This window comes from Parabacteroides sp. TM07-1AC (genome assembly GCF_003480915.1).
Classification (GTDB): Bacteria; Bacteroidota; Bacteroidia; order Bacteroidales; family Tannerellaceae; genus Parabacteroides; species Parabacteroides chongii.
Genome location: NZ_QUKD01000002.1, coordinates 26,893 through 48,206, shown reverse-complemented (window position 1 = coordinate 48,206; position 21,314 = coordinate 26,893). Strand labels below are relative to the sequence as shown.

The following is a 21,314-nucleotide window of genomic DNA, read 5'->3' as shown; positions in this document are numbered from 1 at the left end:
TCCGTGAATTGTGAACGTGAAAAGATGGAACAGAAGAAGAGTCTTTTAAAATCATGGGTAGAGGCCGCGCGTCCTAAAACACTGCCGGCATCATTAAGTCCGGTGTTGTTAGCTTGTGTTTTAGCTTGGTGTGAAGGGGTATTCCGGTTGATACCTGCTATTTTGTGTTTTGGAGTGGCTTTGCTGGCACAGATTGCCAGTAATTTTGCTAATGATTATTTTGATTTTAAGAAAGGAGCGGACAGGGAGGATCGTTTAGGTCCTGAGCGTGCGGTGGCTCAGGGATGGATTACCCCAGGAGCGATGCTGAAAGCTACGTTTATAACGTTAGGCTTTTCTTGTTTATGTGGTTGTATGCTTTTGTTTTATGCCGGCTGGGAGCTTATACCGGTCGGAATTGCCATTGCTCTTTGCGTGCTGGCCTATTCTGCCGGACCTTTTCCTTTGGCTTATAATGGGTTGGGAGATGTCTGTGTGATATTATTTTACGGGGTTATCCCACTATGTTTTACTTATTATGTGCAGGCAGGTTCTTTTTCCATGCTGTCTTTCCTGTTGTCGCTGTCGCTGGGATTACTTTCTACGAATATATTGGTAGTCAATAACTATAGGGATTATGTGCAGGACAAAGCTGCTCGCAAACGGACTACGATTGTGCTTTTCGGTCGTGGCTTCGGTCGGATCTTTTATCTGATGAATGGAATAGTAGCTTTTTTGTTGGCTATGCCTTTATTGTTTGAAGCTCCTACATGGGTGTTACTTCTTTTTGCAGCATTCTTTACCTTGTTTATTAAAACCTGGAGGGAGTTATACCATTTTGAGGGAAAAGAATTGAATAAGACGTTGGCACATACTGCCAGAAATGTTTTCCTCTTTACTTTACTACTGTCATTATTGTTGTTGTCTTTTTGGCTTCATCAACCGGAATATGTAGGTTAATGTGTTGTTATTCAGATGATATATAGGTGACGCCGGAACTCTTTGGTGGCGTCACGGGTGGTTTTTTATTCTATAAATTGAAAAAGGCGATCTATACTGTATATAAGTATGAAAGTCATAGCTTTTAATAGCCTAATAAGTAATATATTATATATTCGACCTGGGGCAACTATGAATTTGACCTAGGTGAACCGTGGGTTTTACCCAGGTCGAATATGTAGTTGCCCCAGGTCGAAAGGTTAAAAGATAGTGAGTTTTATGTCAGAAAGCGCTAACTTTAAGTAAAGAAGTCGATAGGATATGACCTAAAAAGCATCAGAATATGGGTGACGCTGTTTTAATCATAGGTGTCACCTTTTAATAGGCTGGTAATTAATTGTTTATCTTAAATAAATAGGATGGTGACGCTGCTTGTGTATAACTTAATGTTGTCATCTCCTGTAATGTAAGAGTTTTCTACGGGTTTCTTTCAGTCTTTTTTGTATGGTTTTTGACAGAATGATCATTGTGACAGCAATGATTATGAGAAGGATACCGATAGCCAGATTGAAAGTGAATGGTTCGCCGAACAGTAACACACCTACAAAAACAGCGGTGACAGGTTCCATTGCTCCGAGTACGGCTGTGAGTGTACCGCCGATATTGTGTACTGCCAGTACAAGCGTAATGTTGGAGATGACTGTCGGAACAATGGCAAGAAGTATCAGGTTGATAACCGACATAGCGTCAGGGATGGGTTGTATGCCTTCGTTGGTACTTGCTTTGATGGTGAACAGGAGGGTGCTGACGATGAATACGTAGAAAGTCAGTTTCCTGCCGGTCATAGTATGTACCCTCGATTTGTTGACTGTGGTAATGTAAAGTGCGTAACCGACAGCTGAAAGCAGCACGATAAAAACGCCCAATGCACTCAGTTTCATTTCCCCTTCATTGATAGACAGGCGGGCAACCCCGCAGATCGCCAGGCAAATCGCCATCAACGTGACCCACGATGTCTTTTCGCGGAAAAACACCAGCATGAGGAGGGTGACGAATATAGGATAGGTGAAATGTAATGTTGTGGCTATCCCTGCCGACATGAAATTATATCCCCAGAAAAGGAACATGGCGGATGCCGTGTAAAAGAAGCCGAGCAATATCAGTACGGGAATATCTTTTTTGTCGATACGCATGGATTCTTTTTTCACCGCCATGATACCGACAAGGGCAATCGATGCAAAAAGGAAACGGTAGAACAGGATCGAATCGAACTGCATCCCCTTCGCCATCAGCGGCAATGTAAATAATGGTATCAAACCGAATGTAGCCGAAGTGGCAATGCCGTATACGAATCCTTTCAAATTGCTGTTCATCTTTTTACCTTTTTCTGATTGCTAAAACGGCTGCAAATATACGAAAATATTAGGGAACGCAGATGACGTAGAATACACAGAAGCTCGCAGATATTTTATTTAAAAGAAAAAATTAATCTGCGTACCTCTGTGTATTCTGCGTCATCTGCGTTCCCTAATATAGTCTTTGTTTTTTATAACAGCAACCCAGCCGCCACTTCTTCAGCCACAGCTTCGCTCTTAATAGCTGCAACTAAGGCAAGGGCAAAGTTCATAACCAATCCGGGACCTTTGCCGGTAATCACATTGTCGGAAACTTCAACAGCTTCACCGGTTACATTAGCTCCGATCAGTTTCGGTTCGAAGCCCGGATAGCAGGTAGCGTTACGGTCTTTCAGCAATCCCAGTCCACCTAGAACCATCGGAGCTGCACAGATGGCGGCAACGATCTTTCCTTCACGGTATTGCTGCAACAGGGCTTCTTTTACCGGCTCCGAATCATTCAGGTTGGCTGCTCCGGGCATACCGCCGGGCAGTACAAGTGCATCGGCTCCGGCCAGGTCTGCTTTTCCCAGCGTTGTATCAGCGGTAACCGGAACATTATGTGCTCCTATTACAACAGGATTGTCTGTGATGGAAACAGTTGTCACTTCGATACCTCCGCGGCGCAGGATATCGACTGTGCCCAGGGCTTCCATTTCTTCGAAGCCGTTGGCTAAAAATACAATTGCTTTCTTCATATTACCTCCTTTTTTAGTTGACAGTTGTCAACTTATTTAAGTTTATACACATAGGTTATCGTACCGCTCTGGTTGTTTGCCCCGTTGATGCTATTGAACTTAGCACGTTTGGCGGCATCCAACGCACTTTTACGCATGGAAGCGTTGTCGATGTTGGTACCTCTACCTATTTCTGTAAATATTACATTCCCTTTCGGGTCTACTGTAATGTTGATCACGATCTTTCCTTCTTCCTGGATCGTGTAAGCGGGGCGGGGCAAGCCTCCGGCTCCGATAGAACGACCGTTCAGGTTGAATGAACCGTATCCGCCTACGCCTTCGTTGGCTCCGTGGTCGGAGTTACCGAACGGACTTCCCTGGTTACCTGCGCCTGTTTCTGCATCGCCCTGGCTGTTTCCTTCAGCACCGCCGATACCGAATGCTCCGGCAACACGGTTGCTGATGGCCTGTTCTTTCTTGCGACGTTCTTCTTCCAGGCGTTTCTTTTCAGCCTCTTCCCGTTTACGGCGATCCTCTTCCTCTTTCCGTTTACGCTCTTCTTCCTTCTTGCGTTGCTCTTCTTTCTTTTTAGCATCTGCTATGGCAACACTCTCTTCGATGTCCTGCGTGATCACTTCCTCTTTCGGTGTTTCTACCGGCGGAGTGGGTGGCGGTGGAGGAGTGGTCGTCTCCTGGGGCAGTTCCTGTCCGGTGTATTTAGGTTCGAAGGTACCGGCGGCGGAGTTTACATTCCCGAAGTTGACAAGGACACCCCCGTCTTCTTCCGGAATTTCCGTACGTAGTACCGTGAACAACAGGATCAGGAAGATCGCCAGGTGAAATGCGACCGAACCGGTTATACTGTATATGTCATCTTTGTTGAATTTCATATCTGTTATTTCTGCGCACGGGTGGCAAGCACCATCTTGAATTTGTTTTCGTTCGCTATGTTCAGGATCTTTACGATTTCTTTATAAGGAACTGTCTCGTCTGCATAAAGGGCGACGAACATTTCGGGCTCTTTTGCGTAACTGTCTTGCAGGAACGGGGTGATCTCGTCGAACGTGACCTGCGTTTCCCGCTGGTTACCGAATGCTACGTAGTAATTCAGGTTGGCATCGATGGTAACCCGCGTGAGCGGTTTGGCTGCCGTCTGCTTCTTCGCCTGCGGCAATGTTACCTTGATGGCATTCGGAATGACTACCGTAGAGGTGACCATAAAGAAGATCAGCAGCAGGAATATGACGTCGGTCATGGATGCCATGCTGAAGGCTTCGTTTACTTTTGTTCTTCGTTTTAGTGCCATTCGCTTTGTTAATTAGCCGGTTCGTTCAATAAATCCATAAATTCCATGGTGCGGGCTTCCATCTTGTTCACTACGTTATCGACCTGTGAAACCAGGTAGTTGTAAGCAAACAGGGTGATGATACCGACTACCAGACCGCCGACGGTGGTTACAAGTGCTTCGTAAATACCTCCGGACAATAAGGATACGTCAACGTTCGTTCCGGCATTCGCCATATCGAAGAAGGCGCGTACCATACCGGTTACCGTTCCGAGGAAACCCAACATAGGAGCTCCGGCAGCTGTCGTAGCGATCAGCGGAAAGCCTTTTTCGAGTTTCGCAATTTCCAGGTTACCCACGTTTTCGATGGCAACGAGTACATCGTTCATCGGGCGTCCCAGACGGGTGATACCCTTTTCGATCATACGGGCGGAAGGGGTGTTGGTGCTACGGCACAGGTTCAGTGCCGAGTCCACTTTCCCTTCGTGGATATAGTCTTTGATACGGTTCATGAAATTCTGATCTTCTTTACCCGCACGGCGGATAACTAATAAACGCTGGATGAAGATGTAGCCTGCCATTAGTGATAACAGCAATAGTACAACCATGATCCACCCTCCTTTGAATGCAAGGTCTATTACATTGATCTCTGCTTCAGTGGGGACTGTTACTGCCGTCAGATCCGGCATCTGCTCTGCTGTCTGTGCCCCTACTGCCTGTAGGGAAAGTAAAATACTCATAGATTTGTATACTTATTCGTTAATATTAGTTCGTTCTTATTGTTGCAAGCATGCTTTATATAATGAAATGGTCTCCTGCAATCCGTGATACAACGCGTCGCAGATCAGGGCATGACCAATGGAAACCTCTTCCAGCCAGGGTATGTTCTGACTGAACCACGCCAGGTTTTCCAGGCTCAGGTCGTGGCCCGCATTGACTCCCATTCCCAAATTCTTTGCCAGTTGTGCGGCAGCAACGAAAGGAGCGATGGCTTCTTCCTTGTTTACCGGGTAATTGGTTGCATAAGGCTCTGTGTACAGTTCGATGCGGTCGGTACCTGTTTTTGCCGCCAGTTCGATGTTGGCCAGGTCGGTTCCAACGAAGATAGAAGTGCGGATTCCCTGAGCCGTGAACGTATCGACCAGTTCACTCAACAAGTCGAAGTTAGCCTTTACATCCCAGCCGGCATTGGAGGTGATGGCATCGGGTGCATCCGGAACCAGTGTCACCTGTGTCGGTTTTACTTTTAATACCAGGTCTATAAAATTGTTACAAGGATACCCTTCAATGTTAAATTCTGTCCTGATAAGAGGTTTCAACGCGTACACGTCACTGTATTTGATATGTCGTTCGTCCGGACGTGGATGGACTGTAATTCCTTGTGCACCGAAATTTTCGCAATCTTGAGCTACTTTTAAAATGTCAGGCATGTTACCTCCGCGTGCGTTACGGATGGTTGCAACCTTGTTAATGTTTACACTTAAATTTGTCATCGTATATCGTTATATCTTTTTTCTTTCATTACATTTGCACAAAAGTATCGGCAAATTTAGCAGAATTAAGGGAATTAACAGAATAATGTTGGTGAAAGATTTCATAACGAAGGAACTTCCCGTGTTAAAAAGTTTTGACACAGGGGAATACGCGTTGGCATTGATGGATGATTTTAAGTTAAAACATCTGCCTTTGTTGAGCGAGGGGATATACCGTTGCCTGATCTCGGAAAAGGATCTGATGGCTATGCCTGATCCTGCGGCAACGATAGGCGAGCCGGTTCTGTTTGCTCCCAGTGTGATGGAGAATACGCATATCCACGAGGCGCTTGCGCTGATCGCCCGCTACCAGTTGAGCTTGTTGCCGGTGGTCAGTCCGGAAGGGGAGTATCAGGGGGCGATTACAAGAGAGAAACTGATCGATATTCTTTCGGAATTGTGTAATGCCGAAACTTCGGGCAGTGTGTTTGTCCTGGAGGTGATGCCGCAGGATTATTCACTGACGGATATTGCCCGTTTGATCGAATCGAATAATGCGCATGTATTGAATCTGCTTTCGTACACGGATAAAGATACCGGAAGGTTACATCTTATTATTAAGATCGACCTGGAGGATGCTTCGCCGGTGATCCGTAGTTTCGAGCGTTTCAATTATACCGTCCTCTATTATTTCATGGAAAAAGGGATGGTGGATGATCTGTTGCAGCAGCGGATGAACGAGTTGTTGCATTATATGAACATTTAATAAATTGAAAATTGAGAATTGAGAATTGAAAATTAGTAATGTGTTCAGCTCTTAATTCTCAATTTTCAATTTTCAATTTTCAATTATATGAAGGTAGGTATTTTTGGCAGCGAGTATCAGGTCGAGAAACAAAGTCAGATAAAACGGTTGTTTGAAAAGCTGATATCGCAGGAGGCGGAGATCTATGTGGATGTCCGTTTTTATAATTTTCTGGCTGATGGCCTGAATTATGAACCTCCCATTGCAGGATTGCTGACGGACGATCATTTTGATCTCGATGTAGCTCTGAGCGTCGGTGGCGACGGTACGTTTCTGCGGACGGCGGCACGTGTGAACCGTCAGGATATCCCTATACTGGGTATTAATACCGGACGGCTGGGATTTCTTGCCGATGTGGGAGGTAATGATATAGAGGATACGCTGGACGAATTGTTCAAGAACTATTATAAGATAGAAGAACGCACGCTGTTGCGGCTTTATACGGAAGGGCGGGTATTTCGCGGTTACAATTATGCCTTGAATGAGATTGCGATCCTAAAGCGCGATACCTCTTCGATGATCACGATCCATACTTCCCTGAATGATGAATACCTGGCATCTTATCAGGCTGACGGTCTGTTGATCGCAACGCCGACAGGTTCGACTGCTTACTCTATGAGTGTGAACGGTCCGATCATCATTCCACAAAGCAAGAACCTGGTACTGAGTCCTGTTGCGCCCCACTCCCTGAATGTGCGTCCGCTGATCATACCGGATAACTATACGATCACGCTAGGGGTAGAAAGTCGTAACAAATCCTTTCTGATCTCCCTGGACGGTCGTTCGGAAGTTTTTCCGGCAGGTATCCAGTTGACGATAACAAAAGCCGATTATACCACGAAGGTGATAAAAAGATATAATCATACCTTCTATCAGACACTTCGTGAGAAGCTGATGTGGGGAGCCGATGCAAGAATGAAGTAGCGTTAGAAGAGGTCAAACTGTTCTAGAAAGATGTTTTATAGCATGTATTTGTTAAACCTGGTTAAATAAATGAGATTTCCAAGTGAAATATTATGCTACATAACATAAAACCTCTATATTTGCATCGTGTTTTTCATGGTATTAGATTTAAGGTTAACAATGAAGATTGGCTGTCCGTGATGGATAGCCTTTTTTTGTTTATAGCCTATCGGTCTTTATATCCGTAGAAAAAACTTATCTTTGTACCCCTGTTAAACGTAAATGCTTCAAATAAAGATATGAAAAGAATATTCTGCCCCAAATGTGATAATCAGTTATCGTTCGATGAAACCAAATATCCGGATGGAAAGATTTTGGCTTTTGTATGTCCGCAATGCGGATCGCAGTTCAAGATAAAGCTGGGACGTAAGACGGTCCGTACGGAGTCCGGCCAGGAAAAAGAGGTGAAGGAGCCTGATTTTTCTTGCGGTTATATTACTGTGATCGAAAATACGTTTGGTTTTAAACAGGAACTGCCGCTTGTGATGGGCGATAATATGATAGGACGAAGGAATAAAGATACGGAAGGTGTGGATGTGCCTATCATTACCAGTGATCCGAGTGTGGGACGCAAACATTGTATTATTAATGTAAAAGAAGATAAGCAGGGAAAATTGATTTATACCTTGCGTGATAACGAGAGTATGACCGGTACATTCCTTCGCAGTGTACTTTTAGGAAAAAAAGAACAGGTGCGTATCGGGGGAGGAGCTATTGTGACGATCGGTGCGACTACTTTTATACTTCATGTTCCGGGAGGGGAAGAAGAGGAAGATTTTTAAATTAAACTTAGATACTGCCCCGGAGTGAATGATCTCTTACATCAGGGCGATAAGGGAGATAGGGGGAATTGGCGTAGGTTTCGGGAGAGATGGATACAAGATTACCTTTCATCTCCGGCGCAGCTCTAAAGTTTAAATCTCATTATTCATGTTTTTTGTTTAGTTGTTCAACGATAAAACAACCATAAGGCTATTTAGCTCACGGCAATTTACGTAAAGAATCAAAAAGAACTGAAAGAAAAGTTTTGTTAAAAGAGTGCCGAACTGAAAGTCGGATTATGAAACATAGGTCTTGTGTGAAATGGATGGAAACAAATGTAAATGTTAATTGATAGATTTTTACAACTCCAAAAAGAAAGAAAATACACTATTCCCCGACAAATCCCCCTGTAAATAAAAAGTAGCGATATTAGCAATCCGTTGTTTTTATATGTAATTTTGCGGTCCAATCAGGCAATAAGGTTAACAAATGGGACAAAATAGAGTAGAACCGGTCAGTGGCATTACTTTCCGGATATTGGTAGCGTTAAGCATTTCACATTGTATAAATGATTCGTTGCAATCCGTCATAACAGCCGTTTATCCGTTATTTAAAGATGATTTAGCGTTGACATTTGCACAGATCGGGTTGATCACGTTGGTATTTCAGTTAGCAGGATCTGTTTTTCAGCCGCTTACCGGATTATATTTTGACAAACGTCCGTCTCCTTGGTCATTACCTATCGGAATGACTTTTACGCTGATAGGGATGCTTTCACTTTCTGTGGTCAATAGTTTCCCCGGAATTTTATGTTCTGTAGCTTTGATTGGTGCGGGATCGTCCATATTCCATCCGGAGGCTTCCCGATTGACTTCTTTAGCATCAGGGGGAAAGAGAGGACTGGCACAATCGTTATTTCAGGTCGGGGGAAATCTGGGGGGATCGCTGGGACCGTTGCTCGTGGCTATTGTGGTAGCTCCTTACGGACGTAGTAACATTGCTTTTTTCTCTATCCTGGCTTTTATCGCTATTCTTGTCATGACATATGTGGGGCGCTGGTATAAAGGGCTGCTTTTACGGTTTAAACAGGAAGATATGGGGGTAGCCAGACGACATGTCGAAATGCCTTTGTCACTGGGAAAAACAATATTCTCCATTTCTATCTTGTTGATTCTTATCTTTTCCAAATATATTTATATGGCAAGTTTAAGCAGTTATTATACCTTTTATCTGATAGAGAAGTTTGGGGTCAGTGTTCAATCCTCCCAGTTGTTTTTATTTATTTTCCTGATAGCAACTGCTATTGGTACATTGATGGGAGGTCCTATAGGAGATAAAGTTGGACGTAAATATGTTATTTGGGCTTCCATTCTCGGGGCGGCTCCTTTTTCTTTGCTAATGCCTCACGTAGATAGTTTGTATCTGACTGCGGTTCTGAGTTTTTGTGTCGGTTTGGTTTTATCGTCTGCGTTTCCGGCTATTTTAGTGTATGCCCAAGAGTTATTACCTTATAAATTGGGACTTATCTCAGGTTTGTTCTTTGGCTTTTCTTTTGGAGTAGCAGGGATCGCTTCGGCTGTACTGGGTAATCTGGCGGACCATTATGGTATTGAGACGGTCTATAATGTTTGTGCCTATATGCCACTGATCGGACTGGTCACCTGGTTCTTGCCTGACTTAAAGAAAGCGACCCAAAAAGGAAGTTAGCCCGCTGAACAATCCCGGAGAAGGGGTTGTTATTAATCATAAATTTCGCTCAAACTAAATTTAAACGCATTTATGATTAATAACTTAACGCATTTCAGTATTGGCTTGCTGCTTCTTTTTCCTGCCGTGACTTCTGCTCAGACAACAACGATCGACCTCAGTCTGGAACAGTCGATGGAGTTGCTTCAAAAAGGAAACCGGAGTATCCGGATGGCAGGGAAGGAGGTTGAACTGGCAAAAAACGAGCATCAGAAACTTAACTCGTTCTGGTATCCGTCAGTGGGTGCAGCCGGTGCCTTTGTTCACATGTCGAATCCGGTCGAGGTTCGTCAGCCTTTGGACCAGTTTACCGATCCTGCCAAGGATTTTGTTCATTCCATTCTGCCCGACGACCAGTTTATCTCTTCCATTCTGGATAAAATCGGCCAAAATACACTGACACTTCCGCTTATTTCACAGAACATTACTTCTATCGACGCCAGTGTGACCTGGCCGGTCTTTACCGGAGGGAAACGAATCTTCGCCAGTAAGATCGGAAAAACGATGGTCGGTATTGCTGAAGTGAACCGTGAACAGGTCAACGCCGACCAGCAATCGAAATTGATCGAATGTTATTTCGGTTTGCGTTTGGGCCAGCGGGTCTTAACGGTGAGGGAGGCTACTTATAATTCGTTGAAAACCCATTATGACCAGGCACTTAAACTGGAACAGAACGGGATGATCAACCGGGCGGAACGTCTTTTTGCCCAGGTGAGCATGGATGAAGCCAAACGCGAACTTGAATCGGCACGCAAAGACCTGGAAGTGGCACAACAGGCGTTGAAAAGCCTGATAGATATGGATGCAGACAAGGAGATCAGTACGACCACCGCTCTTTTTATCAATGAAAATATTCCTTCAGCCGATTATTTCAGGGAGTTGGTTCCGGTCAATAACTATATGGTAAATCAGTTAAAGTTACAGGAGAATATTGCCGGCAACGAGCTGAAGATCGGGCGTACCGGATACCTTCCTACTATTGCCTTGTTCGGAAAACAGACACTGTATTCGAATGGCATAGATAAATATCTTATGCCCCGTACGATGATCGGGGTCGGTTTTACCTGGAATATTTTTGATGGTTTGAACCGGGAGAAGAAAATCCGGCAGGCACGACTGACCAGCCAGACATTGGCGATCGGGAAGGATAAAGCCGTTACCGAGTTGAAAGTCGGTGTCGATAAATACTATACTCAAATACAGAATGCACTCGATAATGTAAAGGCACTGAATACGACCTTGGAAATGAGTGAGGAACTGGTCCGTATCCGTCAGAAATCGTTCCAGGAGGGAATGGCTACTTCAACGGAAGTGGTCGATGCTGAAGTCATGCTCTCAAAAGTAAAGACAGCTTTCCTGCTCGCCTATTACCAGTATGATGTCGCATTGATCAACCTGCTGTCGATCTGCGGCATACCGGAATCGTTCCAGCAATATCGCCTGGAAGGGACAACAGAGATTATATAGAAAGAATCAACAATAAACACAAATAATAATTATGGACAAGACTAAAAAATACCTGACGATCTCCTTTATTGTGGTGCTGATCGCCGTAATAATCATATCTGCCGTCGGCATGCTGTTGCTGAAAAAGAAGCCGGTTATCCTGCAGGGACAGATTGAAGCAACCGAAATACGAATCTCCGGCAAGTTGCCCGGTAGAATAGATACGTTCCTCGTAAAAGAAGGACAAAACGTGAAAGCGGGCGATACGCTTGTTATCATTAACAGCCCCGAAGCACAGGCTAAATACCAGCAGGTAAATGCCCTCGAAGATATTGCCAAATACCAGCATCAAAAGATAGACGACGGTACCCGCAAACAAATCATCGCCACTGTCGAACAACTCTGGAACAAAGCAAAATCAGACTTGCAACTGGCTAAAACGACCTACGACCGCATCCAGGCCCTTTATAAAGACAGCGTAGTCACTTCCCAGCGAAAAGACGAAGTGGAAGCCCTCTACAATGCTGCCGTAGCGAATGAGCGTGCCTGCCATAGCCAATATGAGATGGCTCTTGACGGTGCGCAGATACAAGATAAGGAAAGCGCCCGCTCACTGGTAACAGCTGCTCAGGGAACCGTCAATGAAGTGGAAGCCCTTCTGCAGGATGCCCGCCTGGTGGCTCCCGAATCCGGTCAGATATCGACCATCTTCCCGAAACGCGGAGAGCTGGTCGGTGCAGGCATGCCGATTATGAATCTGGTGGTCATGGATGATGTGCATGTGGTACTGAATGTCCGCGAAGACCGCTTGCCTTTGTTTAAGATGGGCGGAACTTTCCGTGCCGATGTCCCGGCAATTGCCACAAACGATATTGAGTTCAAGATCAACTACGTCAGTCCTCTGGGTAGTTTTGCCACTTGGAAATCGACCAAGCAGACAGGCAGCTATGATTTGAGAACCTTCGAGATACACGCCCTTCCGGTAAAACCGGTTGACGGATTGCGTCCGGGCATGTCGGTGCTGGTGCGAATTGAAAATGGAGAATTGAAAATTGAAAATTAAGCATGATGAGCATGAAGAATTTTCAATTCTCAATTTTCAATTCTCCATTGGCTCGCGTTGTTCAACGCGAGCTACGCCGGATGGTTTCACGCAGGCTTTATTTCGGAGTCTGCATCGTGTTGCCGCTGTTTTGTATCTTCTTTATGTCTACGATCTTCGGTAACGGGCAGATGGAGAACATTCCGGTAGGTATTGTCGATCAGGACCAGACTGCTTTATCCCGTGAATTGACCCGCCAGGTCGAAGCTGTCCCGACTTTCCGTGTCACACATCATTATGCAGATGCCGAAACAGCCCGGAAAGCGACACAAGCCAAAGAAATATATGGCTATTTGGTTATCCCGAACCGTTTTGAAGAAGACGTGACGGGTGGGAGGCAGGCTACTTTATCTTATTACTATCATTATGCATTGCTAAGTGTCGGTGGAGAGGTCCGGGGAGCTTTTGAAAGTCTGCTGCGCACGTTTTCAATGGCTCCGATCGTAGTGCAGGCGACCGCTATGGGGATCAGTCAGAAAGAGGTATCCACTTTCCTGGTTCCTATCCAGGCACAGAACCATCCGTTGTTCAATCCGGATTTGGATTATTCAGTGTATCTGAGTAATCCGTTCTTCTTTATTTTCTTCCAGGTGATCATTTTGCTTACGACAGTCTATGCCGTGGGAAGTGAAATAAAGTTCCGTACCGGCGATGAATGGCTGGCAACGGCAAGGATGAACATGGTAACGGCTCTTTTTGGGAAATTACTTCCTTATACGATTATCTTTTCCCTGATGAGTATCCTGGGAAATTATGTCATGTTCGGTATAATGAATATTCCTTTCTCGTGCGGATTCTGGCCTTTGAACCTGACTTCGATCCTGTTTGTGATTGCTTCGCAGGCTTTGGCTGTATTCCTTTTTTCCCTCTTTCCGGCAATCAGTATCATTATCAGTATTGTGTCGATGGTCGGATCGTTAGGGGCAACCTTGTCGGGCGTAACCTTTCCGGCCCCATCTATGTATGCTCCGGTTTATTACACTTCGTTCCTGTTTCCGGTACGTCATTTTGTGGAGATCAATCAGAATCTTTTGTACGGCGACTATGGGTTTGCCTATACCTGGTGGAATTTCAGTGCCTTATTCTGTTTCATCCTGGTAGCGTTCCTGATGGTGCCGCATTTAAAAAGAGCAATTTTAAGTCATAAGTATGAAAACATCAAATAACATAAAAGCAGGTCTGAGTAATATATCTTCCATCATCCTGAATGAGTTCAAGACCATTTCGGGTAGCTTTGCCATCGTTCTCGTGCTGATGGGAGGTATATTCATGTACGGTCTGCTATATAATTATATGTATGCTCCCGACGTGGTGCGTAATGTACCTGTCGTAGTGGTGGATAATTCGAAAACGGAGTTGAGCCGCGAATATATCCGCCTGCTGAATGCAACGCCCCAGGTCGATGTGATAGCCACCGGAGAGGATTTCCCTCAGGCGCAGGAACTGATGAAACGTGATGAGGCTGCCGGTATCCTGTATTTGCCCTACGACTTTACCGATCGGGTTTCGCGTGGTGACGAATCGATCTTTATCATGTATGAAACGACCAGTGCTTTCCTTTATTATCTGTCGATACAGGAAGCGTCGGCAGGTTCGATGCTGGCACTCAACGATCGTTTCCGTCCTGAGATGATAGTCTTTCTTCCAAGCAAGGATGCGGCACAACTTTCGGTTACCCAACCGATTAATGTGGCTGGGACTGCTTTGTACAATTATACGGAGGGGTACGGAACGTACCTGATACCTGCCGTGCTGATCGTCATTATGTTCCAGACGTTATTGATGGTGATCGGAATGGTCAGCGGGGAAGAACGTCAATTCCGGCTGTTGCAGGGAAATCGTCCTTCGTTCGGGCAGGCGGCAAGATTGGTGACCGGAAAGACGTTTGTCTATATGATGCTATATGCTATCTTCTCGCTATTCCTGTTGGGATTGATCCCGTTGATCTTCGACCTGCCGGATATAGGGAATGTGTGGAATATCATCATGTTGCTCATCCCATTCCTGATGGCGACCAGTTTCTTTGGCTTGGCGGCTTCCGTTTTCTTTACCGATTCGGATGCTCCTTTGTTGATGATCGCCTTTTTCTCCGTAGGATTGATTTTCCTTTCCGGTGTATCTTATCCTTTGGAACTGATGCCCTGGTACTGGAAATTATCGCATTTCCTGATCCCGGCTGCCCCGGCAACCCTGGCGTATGTCAAATTGAATTCGATGGGAGCTTCTATGGCTGAGATTCATACGGAGTATGTTACTTTGTGGATTCAATGCGCAGTATATTTTGGGTTAGCATGTTTAGCTTATCGCTATAATATAAGGAAAGCATATCATTGAAAGTGCCAATGATACGCTATGTGTCAATCGTCAGCTACTTAAACAGAACTATAACAGTAGCTGACGATAAATTTATACGCAGACAATATGTACAAAGACAATAAAGTATTACATTTGTCGGCATATCTGATAACATGAGAAAAGAAATGAAACAAACACTATTACTACTTATTTTAATTTGTTGCCACTTATTACCGGCAACAGCACAGAAGAACGCCGCTCCTAAATGGATGGAAAAAAGTAAAAAGGCCGTTGTTTTAATCACTACATACGGAAAAGACGGAACTAAACTGACTTCGGGGACAGGTATCTTTGTTTCCGAAACGGGAGATGTTCTCACCGCCTATGAACTGTTCGAAGGGGCGGAGAAGGCTACGGTGACGGACGTGGAAGGAAAAACTTATCCGGTTACACATATTGTCGGTGCAGACGAGTTGTATGATGTCATAAAGGTAAAAGCGGAAACGCCTAAGAAAGTTCAGTTCTTACCTGTAGTAGCAGATCCGCTGGCAGTAGGGGCAGTTGCCTATTTGTTGCCTTATACAACAGAAAAGAAAGTCAGTTTCGAACAGGGAACGATCACGGAAGTGAGCAAGCTGAAAGATCCGTATAGTTACTACAAATTATCCATTCCGTTGGAAGACGCCCACGTAAATTCTCCGATATTGAATGCCGAGGGAGAGGTTTTCGGTTTGGCGCAGGCGGACGCTTCCGGAAAGAAGGATATATCGTATGCTGTTTCAGCATCTTATGTGAACAATTTGGCTATAACTTCTACCGATTTTCTAAATTCCGTATATAATAGTATAGCTATAAAGAAAGCGTGGCCGGCAGATGTGGAACAGGCTCAGGTTGCTTTGTTCCTGAAAAGCAGTACACAGGATGCCAAAACATATTTGGAAACATTGAACGATTTTATCGCGACTTTCCCGAATTCGGCAGACGGTTATCTGAACCGTGCCAGCCATTATGCCGGACGGCGTGCCGAGCTGGCTTCTACTCCGGCCGAACAGGAAAAATTTCTGAAACTGGCGTTGGATGATATTGGAACAGCCTCCAAATACAGTGATAAAAAAGGGGATGTTTATTACAACCAGGCGAAACTGATCTATAGCGTAGCTGTCACGGATACGACTTTGACTGACCCGGCGTGGACGGTACAGTCTGCTATGGAGACTATTCAGAAAGCTATCGGTGAAGAGGATCTTCCTGTTTATCATCAGTTAGCGGGAGATATTCATTTCTTCCTGAAAGAATATGACCAGGCTTATAATGAATACATGATCGTAAACAACAGTGACCTGGCATCGCCTACTTCTTACTATTGGGCGGCTAAGGCTAAAGAAAATACACCCGGATTCAATATCGGCGATGTAATTGCCCTGTTGGACGGTGCTGTAGAAAAGTGTGGGTTACCTCTTACTTCTGAAGCCGGTCAGTATATTCTGGAACGGATAGACTGGAAGCTTCGTTTGTCACAGTATGCCGAAGCAATAGAAGATTACAATTTGTATTATAAGGCAATGAACGGCAGTGTGGGCAGTGATTTCTATTTCTATCGCGAGCAGGCAAAGTTCCGTGCCGGAGATATGGATGGTGCACTGGCCGATATCAAAGAAGCTGTTCGCTTGAGTCCGGATATTCCTGATTACCGTGCAGAAGAAGCGTCTGTATATGTTCGTTTGAAAAATTATACGGAAGCGCTGACATGTATTGATGCGGCTTTGAAGGTGGCTCCGGATTTTGCTGCTTGTTATCGTCTGAAAGGTATCTGTTATGTGCGTATGGAAAAGAAAGCGGAAGCCTGCGAAGCATTGAACAAGGCAAAAGAGTTGGGGGATCCGTTAGCAGAAAGACTGATAAAAGAACATTGTAAATAAGACCGGATATGAAGAGTGTGAAAAGTATTTTCATTATGGTAGTTGTTAGCTTTTGCCTGATCGGCACAAGCGGTTGTAAAGGCAAGTCTGGACAGGGAGGAGCGTCGGACAAAATTGAATCCCAGACAACGCTTCGGGCGACTCTCTTTGATAAATCGCTTCCCGAGATCAAAGAATTTGTTGATGGGAAATGGGAATTGATCAGCGGTCAGAATACCGGTCAGCTTTGTGAGTTCGAAAATACTTTCATCACATTTGACGGCGATAAATACGTCTGGTCAGAAGACGGCAAAGACGAACCCGGTGATTTGAACTGGCGAAAAGCTGATACAGGCGCAGGATACGATGCTTATCTGATGGATGTCTTCTATGCTACCAATCCGGCTTATCCGTTGTCTATAAACGGCGATACCTTGTTTATCCAGGATTGTTCGGAGACGGCGTATAAATATATGTTGGTGCGACGATAGGTATAGATTCCCTAAAAACTCGTTTTAAACGAACCCTCACTTCGTTTAAAGCGAGTTTTTTTTCGTTTAAAACGGACTGTAAGCTCATTTAAAACGAGTTTTCGCTCGTTTAAAACGAGATTTGGGCTCTTTGGTTGGTTGTGTTATGTAAAGTTATTGATAATTAGTAAATTAACTACTGTTTGGTATAAAGGTTGGGCTATCCCATTCCCGTGCCCGATATGGGGACAAGATAGTTCACTTTTGACAATATTTGATTTTTTAATCCCATAAACTGAGCTGTATTCCTCCCTTTCCCTTATCCTCTTTCTTTACAGGTTTTTTAGCATCACCAAAAACAGTCTTTCCACCATATTTATAAGACGTATCCCGTTCGTGCTGTACCCAATCATCAAAATATTTGCTTGGCGTATATCCTTTTTCTATTTCCTGTGATATCTTGGATAGATTCTTCAAAGCATCCGATTTCTCTTTATCCCCGAGACGAGCCTGTCGTATGGCTTTGTCGAATACTTCAACCGTCTCATCATAAACACTTGTCGGGACAGGAAACGGATGTCCGTCTTTTCCCCCGTGTGCGAATGAAAAACGGGCTGGATCAGAGAAGCGGGATGGAGTACCGTGTATCACTTCGCTGACCAATGTGAGCGATTGCAGTGTACGTGGCCCGACACCTTCCAGTAAAAGCAATGATTCCATGTCGGACACATTTGTCTCATGAGCTAACAATAGTGCAGCCCCCAGGCGTTTCAGGTTAACATCTTCCTCTCTTACCTCATGATGATTAGGGAGAATGATAGAAACTTCACGCATCAGCTTGTCGGGCGTCTCTTTTGTCAGTTCGACGATCCCCTCTTTAGTAGGAGCGGCCAGCTTATCCGTCAAGTTGAGTATCAATCCCTGGTTTCTGCCACAAACGGAAGTATGAGGCTCCTCCATAAACGAACGAAGCGAAGACGACAGCCAGTGATAACGCCGGGCCATACGCTCATTCGGGTTCATGCCTTGTTGTATGACAGACCAGTCGCCTTCTTTGGTGACGATAAACGTATGTAGATAAAGTTGAAAACCATCTTGAACGGCTGTATTATCGACTTTGGCCGCCAGTTTGCTGCATCTTACCAGTTCATTTCCGTTCAATCCGGTTTTATCGGCTACTTCCAGGAGTTGATTAGGTGTTTCTCTTGAAAATTTACCCCTTCCTCCGCAAATATAAACGCCCAGTTCTTCCGACCTGTAATTGATCGCTTTTCTCAGGGCATTCATGACGGATGTCGTAATACCTGACGAATGCCAGTCCATACCCAATACACATCCTAACGACTGGAACCAGAAAGGATCACTAAGCCGTCGTAATAAGGCCGGACGACCATATTCGATAATAATTGCTTCGGCAATGGCTCCTCCTAGCAAACTCATACGTTGAGCCAGCCAGGGCGGGACTGTTCCGTAATGTAATGGCAAATCAGCTGTACCTCGTTTCATAGATGCGAAGATAGATAAAAAACAAAATCAATTCAGTTAATGAAGTACTAATATGAACAACAAAAGAAATACCTGTGGTGTTATTATTTAGAAATCAATATAGTAACAGATATGTATTTGGAAGTAAATAAGAACGATCATGTTCAAGGTCCGGTCAATGCACCGATAGAATTAATTGAGTATGCAGACTATCAGTGTCCTTATTGCAGGAAAGCATATTATATAGTAAAGGATATACAGAAGAAATTCGGGAACAAGGTTAAATTCGTTTTCCGTAATTTCCCGCTTACGGAATTGCATCCGCACGCTTTGCATGCCGCTATTGCTGCGGAGATAGCGGCTTCCGACGGTAAGTTTTGGGAGATGCATGATCTTCTTTTTGAAAATCAGAATGCGTTGGATGATTATTACCTGTTGGAATATGCCAGGAAACTGGGAATAAACGCTGCTGAGTTTGAAACGGATTTCGGTAAAGACCGTTTCTACCAAAAAGTAAAAGATGATTATGATTCCGGATTGGAAAATAAAGTGGAAGGAACTCCGACTTTCTTTGTCAATGGTGAAGCCTTTGACGGGAATTGGATGACTTCCGAATTTATCGAATATCTGGAGTCTCTAATTTCAGAATAAAGATGAAGAAAATAAGTTTGATTCTATTGACCTCTTTCTTGTTAGTGGCTTGCGGAGCATACAAATATCTGGATTTGGGTATGCTGACTACTGGTATGACTGTCGCTGAGGTGGAGAACCTGATGGGGGCTCCTGACCGGGTCTTGGCTGTCAACAAGAAAGATGGTTATATACAGGAAGTGCTGGAATACCGGACAGCCCGTAATGAGGTGTATGCGCTGGAATTTTGGGATAACTATCTGACAGGGTATGAATATTTGTATGATGATGTAACTTACATTCCGCCTGTAGCCCCTCCAATGGTATTTCCTGATTATGGACGGCCTATCTATATTTATCCGCCGGATCATCATCCTAGTCATCCGAACCGTCCCAATCGCCCGGGTTCCAACCGTCCTGAATCGAATCGTCCGAGTCGTCCCGAATCAAACAGACCGAGTCGCCCCGAATCGAGTCGTCCTGAGAGTAGCCGTCCGACAACAACCCGCCCTCAGACAAAACCGGCAGAAGTAACCCGCCCGTCCAATTCCGGTTCAAGCAACCGTACGGAAAATAAAAGAACAACAAACAGCCGTACAAATTCCGGTGGAAGAAATGGAGGACGAAGATAATAATTTGAATATTTATTTCTCCAACTTTTGTGAGAGAGTGACTTTTGTGGTAAAATGTTTATTTCAATCTTATTTGTGTGTCAATGAAATATAGCTTGTCATCAATACCATAAAGCACATTATTGGGAACTGCATCAAAAATTTCATATTGTTCATTATGGTATTCTTTATTGGTATTGTTTTCCACAAAAAAACATGTTCAATTGAAGAAATCAAATAAGAAGTATTTTTTTATTAGCCAAAAAGGAGAAGTAAATAAGTTATTTCCATAAACAAAAAACTCCCGCAACCCAAAGATTGCAGGAGTTCATATATAAGTAATTTATCAGATTACTTCTTCATAGCTTCCTCGATAGCAACAGCTACAGCAACAGTAGCACCTACCATCGGGTTGTTACCCATACCCAAGAATCCCATCATTTCTACGTGAGCAGGAACTGATGAAGAACCGGCGAACTGAGCGTCACCGTGCATACGGCCCATTGTGTCGGTCATACCGTAAGAAGCAGGACCTGCAGCCATGTTATCCGGGTGCAGAGTACGGCCTGTACCACCACCTGAAGCAACAGAGAAGTAGTTATGGCCATTTTCCATACATTCTTTCTTGTATGTACCGGCTACCGGGTGCTGGAAACGAGTCGGGTTAGTTGAGTTACCTGTGATAGATACGTCAACACCTTCAGCACGCATTACAGCAACACCTTCACGAACGTCGTCGCAACCGTAGCATTTTACTTTTGCACGAAGACCTTCTGAATACGGAGTTTCTTTAATCACGTTCAAAGCACCTGTTGCATAGTCGAACTGAGTCTGAACATAAGTAAAGCCGTTGATACGGGAAATGATCATAGCAGCATCTTTACCCAGACCGTTCAGGATAACACGCAACGGTTCTTTACGAACTTTGTTTGCCATTTCAGCGATCTTGATAGCACCTTCAGCAGCAGCGAAAGATTCGTGACCTGCCAGGAATGCGAAACATTTTGTTTCTTCGCGAAGCAGACGTGCACCCAGGTTACCGTGGCCGATACCAACCTTACGGTCGTCGGCAACAGAACCTGCGATACAGAATGCCTGCAGACCGATACCGATAGCTTCGGCAGCGTCAGCAGCGCTTGTGCAACCTTTCTTGATAGCGATAGCAGCACCTACAACGTAAGCCCATGCAGCATTTTCGAAACAGATAGGTTGAGTTTCCTTACACATTGTATAAGGATCAATACCTTTAGCGTCGCAGATAGCTTTTGCATCTTCGATACCGTTGATACCATATTCTTTTAAAACCGCGTTGATATGATCGATACGACGGTCGTAACTTTCAAATAAAGCCATAT

The 21,314-nt window shown here is 44.6% G+C and carries 21 protein-coding genes; 13 read left to right on the top strand and 8 right to left on the bottom strand.

The genetic code is table 11. From position 1 onward, the window contains the following. The first annotated feature begins 24 nt into the window (after positions 1–24). Positions 25–939 carry a 1,4-dihydroxy-2-naphthoate polyprenyltransferase gene (locus DXD68_RS04965; protein WP_122361061.1) on the top strand — a complete coding sequence of 305 codons (915 nt, stop codon included), beginning with the start codon at positions 25–27 and terminating at the stop codon, positions 937–939. Positions 940–1,370: 431 nt separating this feature from the next. Here the strand turns inward: DXD68_RS04965 and DXD68_RS04960 are convergent, their stop codons facing one another. The 6 genes from DXD68_RS04960 to DXD68_RS04935 form a co-directional block, all read right to left on the bottom strand. After that, positions 1,371–2,291 (bottom strand): DMT family transporter, encoded by a 921-nt coding sequence (locus tag DXD68_RS04960; protein WP_122360572.1) that lies wholly within the window; start codon positions 2,289–2,291, stop codon positions 1,371–1,373. Positions 2,292–2,464: 173 nt separating this feature from the next. Then, positions 2,465–3,010 carry a DJ-1 family glyoxalase III gene (locus DXD68_RS04955; protein WP_122360571.1) on the bottom strand — a complete coding sequence of 182 codons (546 nt, stop codon included), beginning with the start codon at positions 3,008–3,010 and terminating at the stop codon, positions 2,465–2,467. A 32-nt stretch (positions 3,011–3,042) separates the two neighbouring features. Then, complete coding sequence (locus DXD68_RS04950; protein WP_122360570.1) at positions 3,043–3,879, bottom strand: energy transducer TonB; 837 nt, start codon at positions 3,877–3,879, stop codon at positions 3,043–3,045. 5 nt (positions 3,880–3,884) lie between these two features. Next, complete coding sequence (locus tag DXD68_RS04945; RefSeq protein ID WP_007658774.1) at positions 3,885–4,295, bottom strand: ExbD/TolR family protein; 411 nt, start codon at positions 4,293–4,295, stop codon at positions 3,885–3,887. Between the two features lie 8 nt (positions 4,296–4,303). Further along, positions 4,304–5,014 (bottom strand): MotA/TolQ/ExbB proton channel family protein, encoded by a 711-nt coding sequence (locus DXD68_RS04940; RefSeq protein WP_007658773.1) that lies wholly within the window; start codon positions 5,012–5,014, stop codon positions 4,304–4,306. Between the two features lie 36 nt (positions 5,015–5,050). Beyond that, positions 5,051–5,767 carry a pyridoxine 5'-phosphate synthase gene (locus DXD68_RS04935; protein ID WP_122360569.1) on the bottom strand — a complete coding sequence of 239 codons (717 nt, stop codon included), beginning with the start codon at positions 5,765–5,767 and terminating at the stop codon, positions 5,051–5,053. 85 nt (positions 5,768–5,852) lie between these two features. Between DXD68_RS04935 and DXD68_RS04930 the strand changes: the two genes are divergently transcribed. The 10 genes from DXD68_RS04930 (at position 5,853) to DXD68_RS04885 (ending at position 17,254) form a co-directional block, all read left to right on the top strand. Next, positions 5,853–6,512: a CBS domain-containing protein gene (locus DXD68_RS04930; RefSeq protein ID WP_122360568.1), complete on the top strand. Its 660-nt coding sequence runs from the start codon at positions 5,853–5,855 to the stop codon at positions 6,510–6,512. Between the two features lie 87 nt (positions 6,513–6,599). Continuing rightward, entirely contained in the window at positions 6,600–7,475 is an 876-nt protein-coding gene (locus tag DXD68_RS04925; protein ID WP_122360567.1) for an NAD kinase, read from the top strand. Between the two features lie 278 nt (positions 7,476–7,753). Continuing rightward, on the top strand, positions 7,754–8,296 hold the full coding sequence (locus DXD68_RS04920; protein ID WP_122360566.1) for an FHA domain-containing protein: 543 nt from the start codon (positions 7,754–7,756) through the stop codon (positions 8,294–8,296). 469 nt (positions 8,297–8,765) lie between these two features. Beyond that, positions 8,766–9,983: an MFS transporter gene (locus DXD68_RS04915; protein ID WP_122360565.1), complete on the top strand. Its 1,218-nt coding sequence runs from the start codon at positions 8,766–8,768 to the stop codon at positions 9,981–9,983. A gap of 72 nt (positions 9,984–10,055) precedes the next feature. Next, positions 10,056–11,489, top strand: a complete 1,434-nt coding sequence (locus DXD68_RS04910; protein WP_122360564.1) for a TolC family protein — start codon at positions 10,056–10,058, stop codon at positions 11,487–11,489. Between the two features lie 31 nt (positions 11,490–11,520). Then, positions 11,521–12,531, top strand: a complete 1,011-nt coding sequence (locus DXD68_RS04905; protein WP_122360563.1) for an HlyD family secretion protein — start codon at positions 11,521–11,523, stop codon at positions 12,529–12,531. Between the two features lie 11 nt (positions 12,532–12,542). Next, complete coding sequence (locus DXD68_RS04900) at positions 12,543–13,736, top strand: ABC transporter permease (protein WP_122361060.1); 1,194 nt, start codon at positions 12,543–12,545, stop codon at positions 13,734–13,736. Further along, complete coding sequence (locus DXD68_RS04895; RefSeq protein WP_122360562.1) at positions 13,720–14,904, top strand: ABC transporter permease; 1,185 nt, start codon at positions 13,720–13,722, stop codon at positions 14,902–14,904. The genes DXD68_RS04900 and DXD68_RS04895 overlap by 17 nt, the downstream gene beginning before the upstream one ends. A 146-nt stretch (positions 14,905–15,050) precedes the next feature. Beyond that, complete coding sequence (locus DXD68_RS04890) at positions 15,051–16,784, top strand: trypsin-like peptidase domain-containing protein (protein WP_122360561.1); 1,734 nt, start codon at positions 15,051–15,053, stop codon at positions 16,782–16,784. An 8-nt stretch (positions 16,785–16,792) separates the two neighbouring features. Next, positions 16,793–17,254 carry a hypothetical protein gene (locus tag DXD68_RS04885; RefSeq protein WP_122360560.1) on the top strand — a complete coding sequence of 154 codons (462 nt, stop codon included), beginning with the start codon at positions 16,793–16,795 and terminating at the stop codon, positions 17,252–17,254. Positions 17,255–17,515: 261 nt separating this feature from the next. Here the strand turns inward: DXD68_RS04885 and DXD68_RS04880 are convergent, their stop codons facing one another. Beyond that, positions 17,516–18,739, bottom strand: a complete 1,224-nt coding sequence (locus DXD68_RS04880) for a DUF763 domain-containing protein (RefSeq protein ID WP_122360559.1) — start codon at positions 18,737–18,739, stop codon at positions 17,516–17,518. A 111-nt stretch (positions 18,740–18,850) separates the two neighbouring features. Here DXD68_RS04880 and DXD68_RS04875 point away from each other — a divergent pair, with 111 nt between their 5' ends. Continuing rightward, positions 18,851–19,369, top strand: a complete 519-nt coding sequence (locus DXD68_RS04875; RefSeq protein ID WP_122360558.1) for a DsbA family protein — start codon at positions 18,851–18,853, stop codon at positions 19,367–19,369. 2 nt (positions 19,370–19,371) lie between these two features. Next, positions 19,372–19,980, top strand: a complete 609-nt coding sequence (locus DXD68_RS04870; protein WP_122360557.1) for a hypothetical protein — start codon at positions 19,372–19,374, stop codon at positions 19,978–19,980. Between the two features lie 330 nt (positions 19,981–20,310). On the opposite strand, the gene DXD68_RS04865 is transcribed toward DXD68_RS04870, so the two are convergent. Next, positions 20,311–21,312 (bottom strand): GGGtGRT protein, encoded by a 1,002-nt coding sequence (locus DXD68_RS04865; RefSeq protein WP_122360556.1) that lies wholly within the window; start codon positions 21,310–21,312, stop codon positions 20,311–20,313. Positions 21,313–21,314 lie beyond the last annotated feature (2 nt).

Coding starts and splice junctions, on each gene's coding strand:
- DXD68_RS04965 (WP_122361061.1), top strand. CDS start 25: ATGGAACAGAAGAAGAGTCTTTTAAAATCATGGGTAGAGGCCGCGCGT.
- DXD68_RS04960 (WP_122360572.1), bottom strand. CDS start 2,291: ATGAACAGCAATTTGAAAGGATTCGTATACGGCATTGCCACTTCGGCT.
- DXD68_RS04955 (WP_122360571.1), bottom strand. CDS start 3,010: ATGAAGAAAGCAATTGTATTTTTAGCCAACGGCTTCGAAGAAATGGAA.
- DXD68_RS04950 (WP_122360570.1), bottom strand. CDS start 3,879: ATGAAATTCAACAAAGATGACATATACAGTATAACCGGTTCGGTCGCA.
- DXD68_RS04945 (WP_007658774.1), bottom strand. CDS start 4,295: ATGGCACTAAAACGAAGAACAAAAGTAAACGAAGCCTTCAGCATGGCA.
- DXD68_RS04940 (WP_007658773.1), bottom strand. CDS start 5,014: ATGAGTATTTTACTTTCCCTACAGGCAGTAGGGGCACAGACAGCAGAG.
- DXD68_RS04935 (WP_122360569.1), bottom strand. CDS start 5,767: ATGACAAATTTAAGTGTAAACATTAACAAGGTTGCAACCATCCGTAAC.
- DXD68_RS04930 (WP_122360568.1), top strand. CDS start 5,853: ATGTTGGTGAAAGATTTCATAACGAAGGAACTTCCCGTGTTAAAAAGT.
- DXD68_RS04925 (WP_122360567.1), top strand. CDS start 6,600: ATGAAGGTAGGTATTTTTGGCAGCGAGTATCAGGTCGAGAAACAAAGT.
- DXD68_RS04920 (WP_122360566.1), top strand. CDS start 7,754: ATGAAAAGAATATTCTGCCCCAAATGTGATAATCAGTTATCGTTCGAT.
- DXD68_RS04915 (WP_122360565.1), top strand. CDS start 8,766: ATGGGACAAAATAGAGTAGAACCGGTCAGTGGCATTACTTTCCGGATA.
- DXD68_RS04910 (WP_122360564.1), top strand. CDS start 10,056: ATGATTAATAACTTAACGCATTTCAGTATTGGCTTGCTGCTTCTTTTT.
- DXD68_RS04905 (WP_122360563.1), top strand. CDS start 11,521: ATGGACAAGACTAAAAAATACCTGACGATCTCCTTTATTGTGGTGCTG.
- DXD68_RS04900 (WP_122361060.1), top strand. CDS start 12,543: ATGAAGAATTTTCAATTCTCAATTTTCAATTCTCCATTGGCTCGCGTT.
- DXD68_RS04895 (WP_122360562.1), top strand. CDS start 13,720: ATGAAAACATCAAATAACATAAAAGCAGGTCTGAGTAATATATCTTCC.
- DXD68_RS04890 (WP_122360561.1), top strand. CDS start 15,051: ATGAAACAAACACTATTACTACTTATTTTAATTTGTTGCCACTTATTA.
- DXD68_RS04885 (WP_122360560.1), top strand. CDS start 16,793: ATGAAGAGTGTGAAAAGTATTTTCATTATGGTAGTTGTTAGCTTTTGC.
- DXD68_RS04880 (WP_122360559.1), bottom strand. CDS start 18,739: ATGAAACGAGGTACAGCTGATTTGCCATTACATTACGGAACAGTCCCG.
- DXD68_RS04875 (WP_122360558.1), top strand. CDS start 18,851: ATGTATTTGGAAGTAAATAAGAACGATCATGTTCAAGGTCCGGTCAAT.
- DXD68_RS04870 (WP_122360557.1), top strand. CDS start 19,372: ATGAAGAAAATAAGTTTGATTCTATTGACCTCTTTCTTGTTAGTGGCT.
- DXD68_RS04865 (WP_122360556.1), bottom strand. CDS start 21,312: ATGGCTTTATTTGAAAGTTACGACCGTCGTATCGATCATATCAACGCG.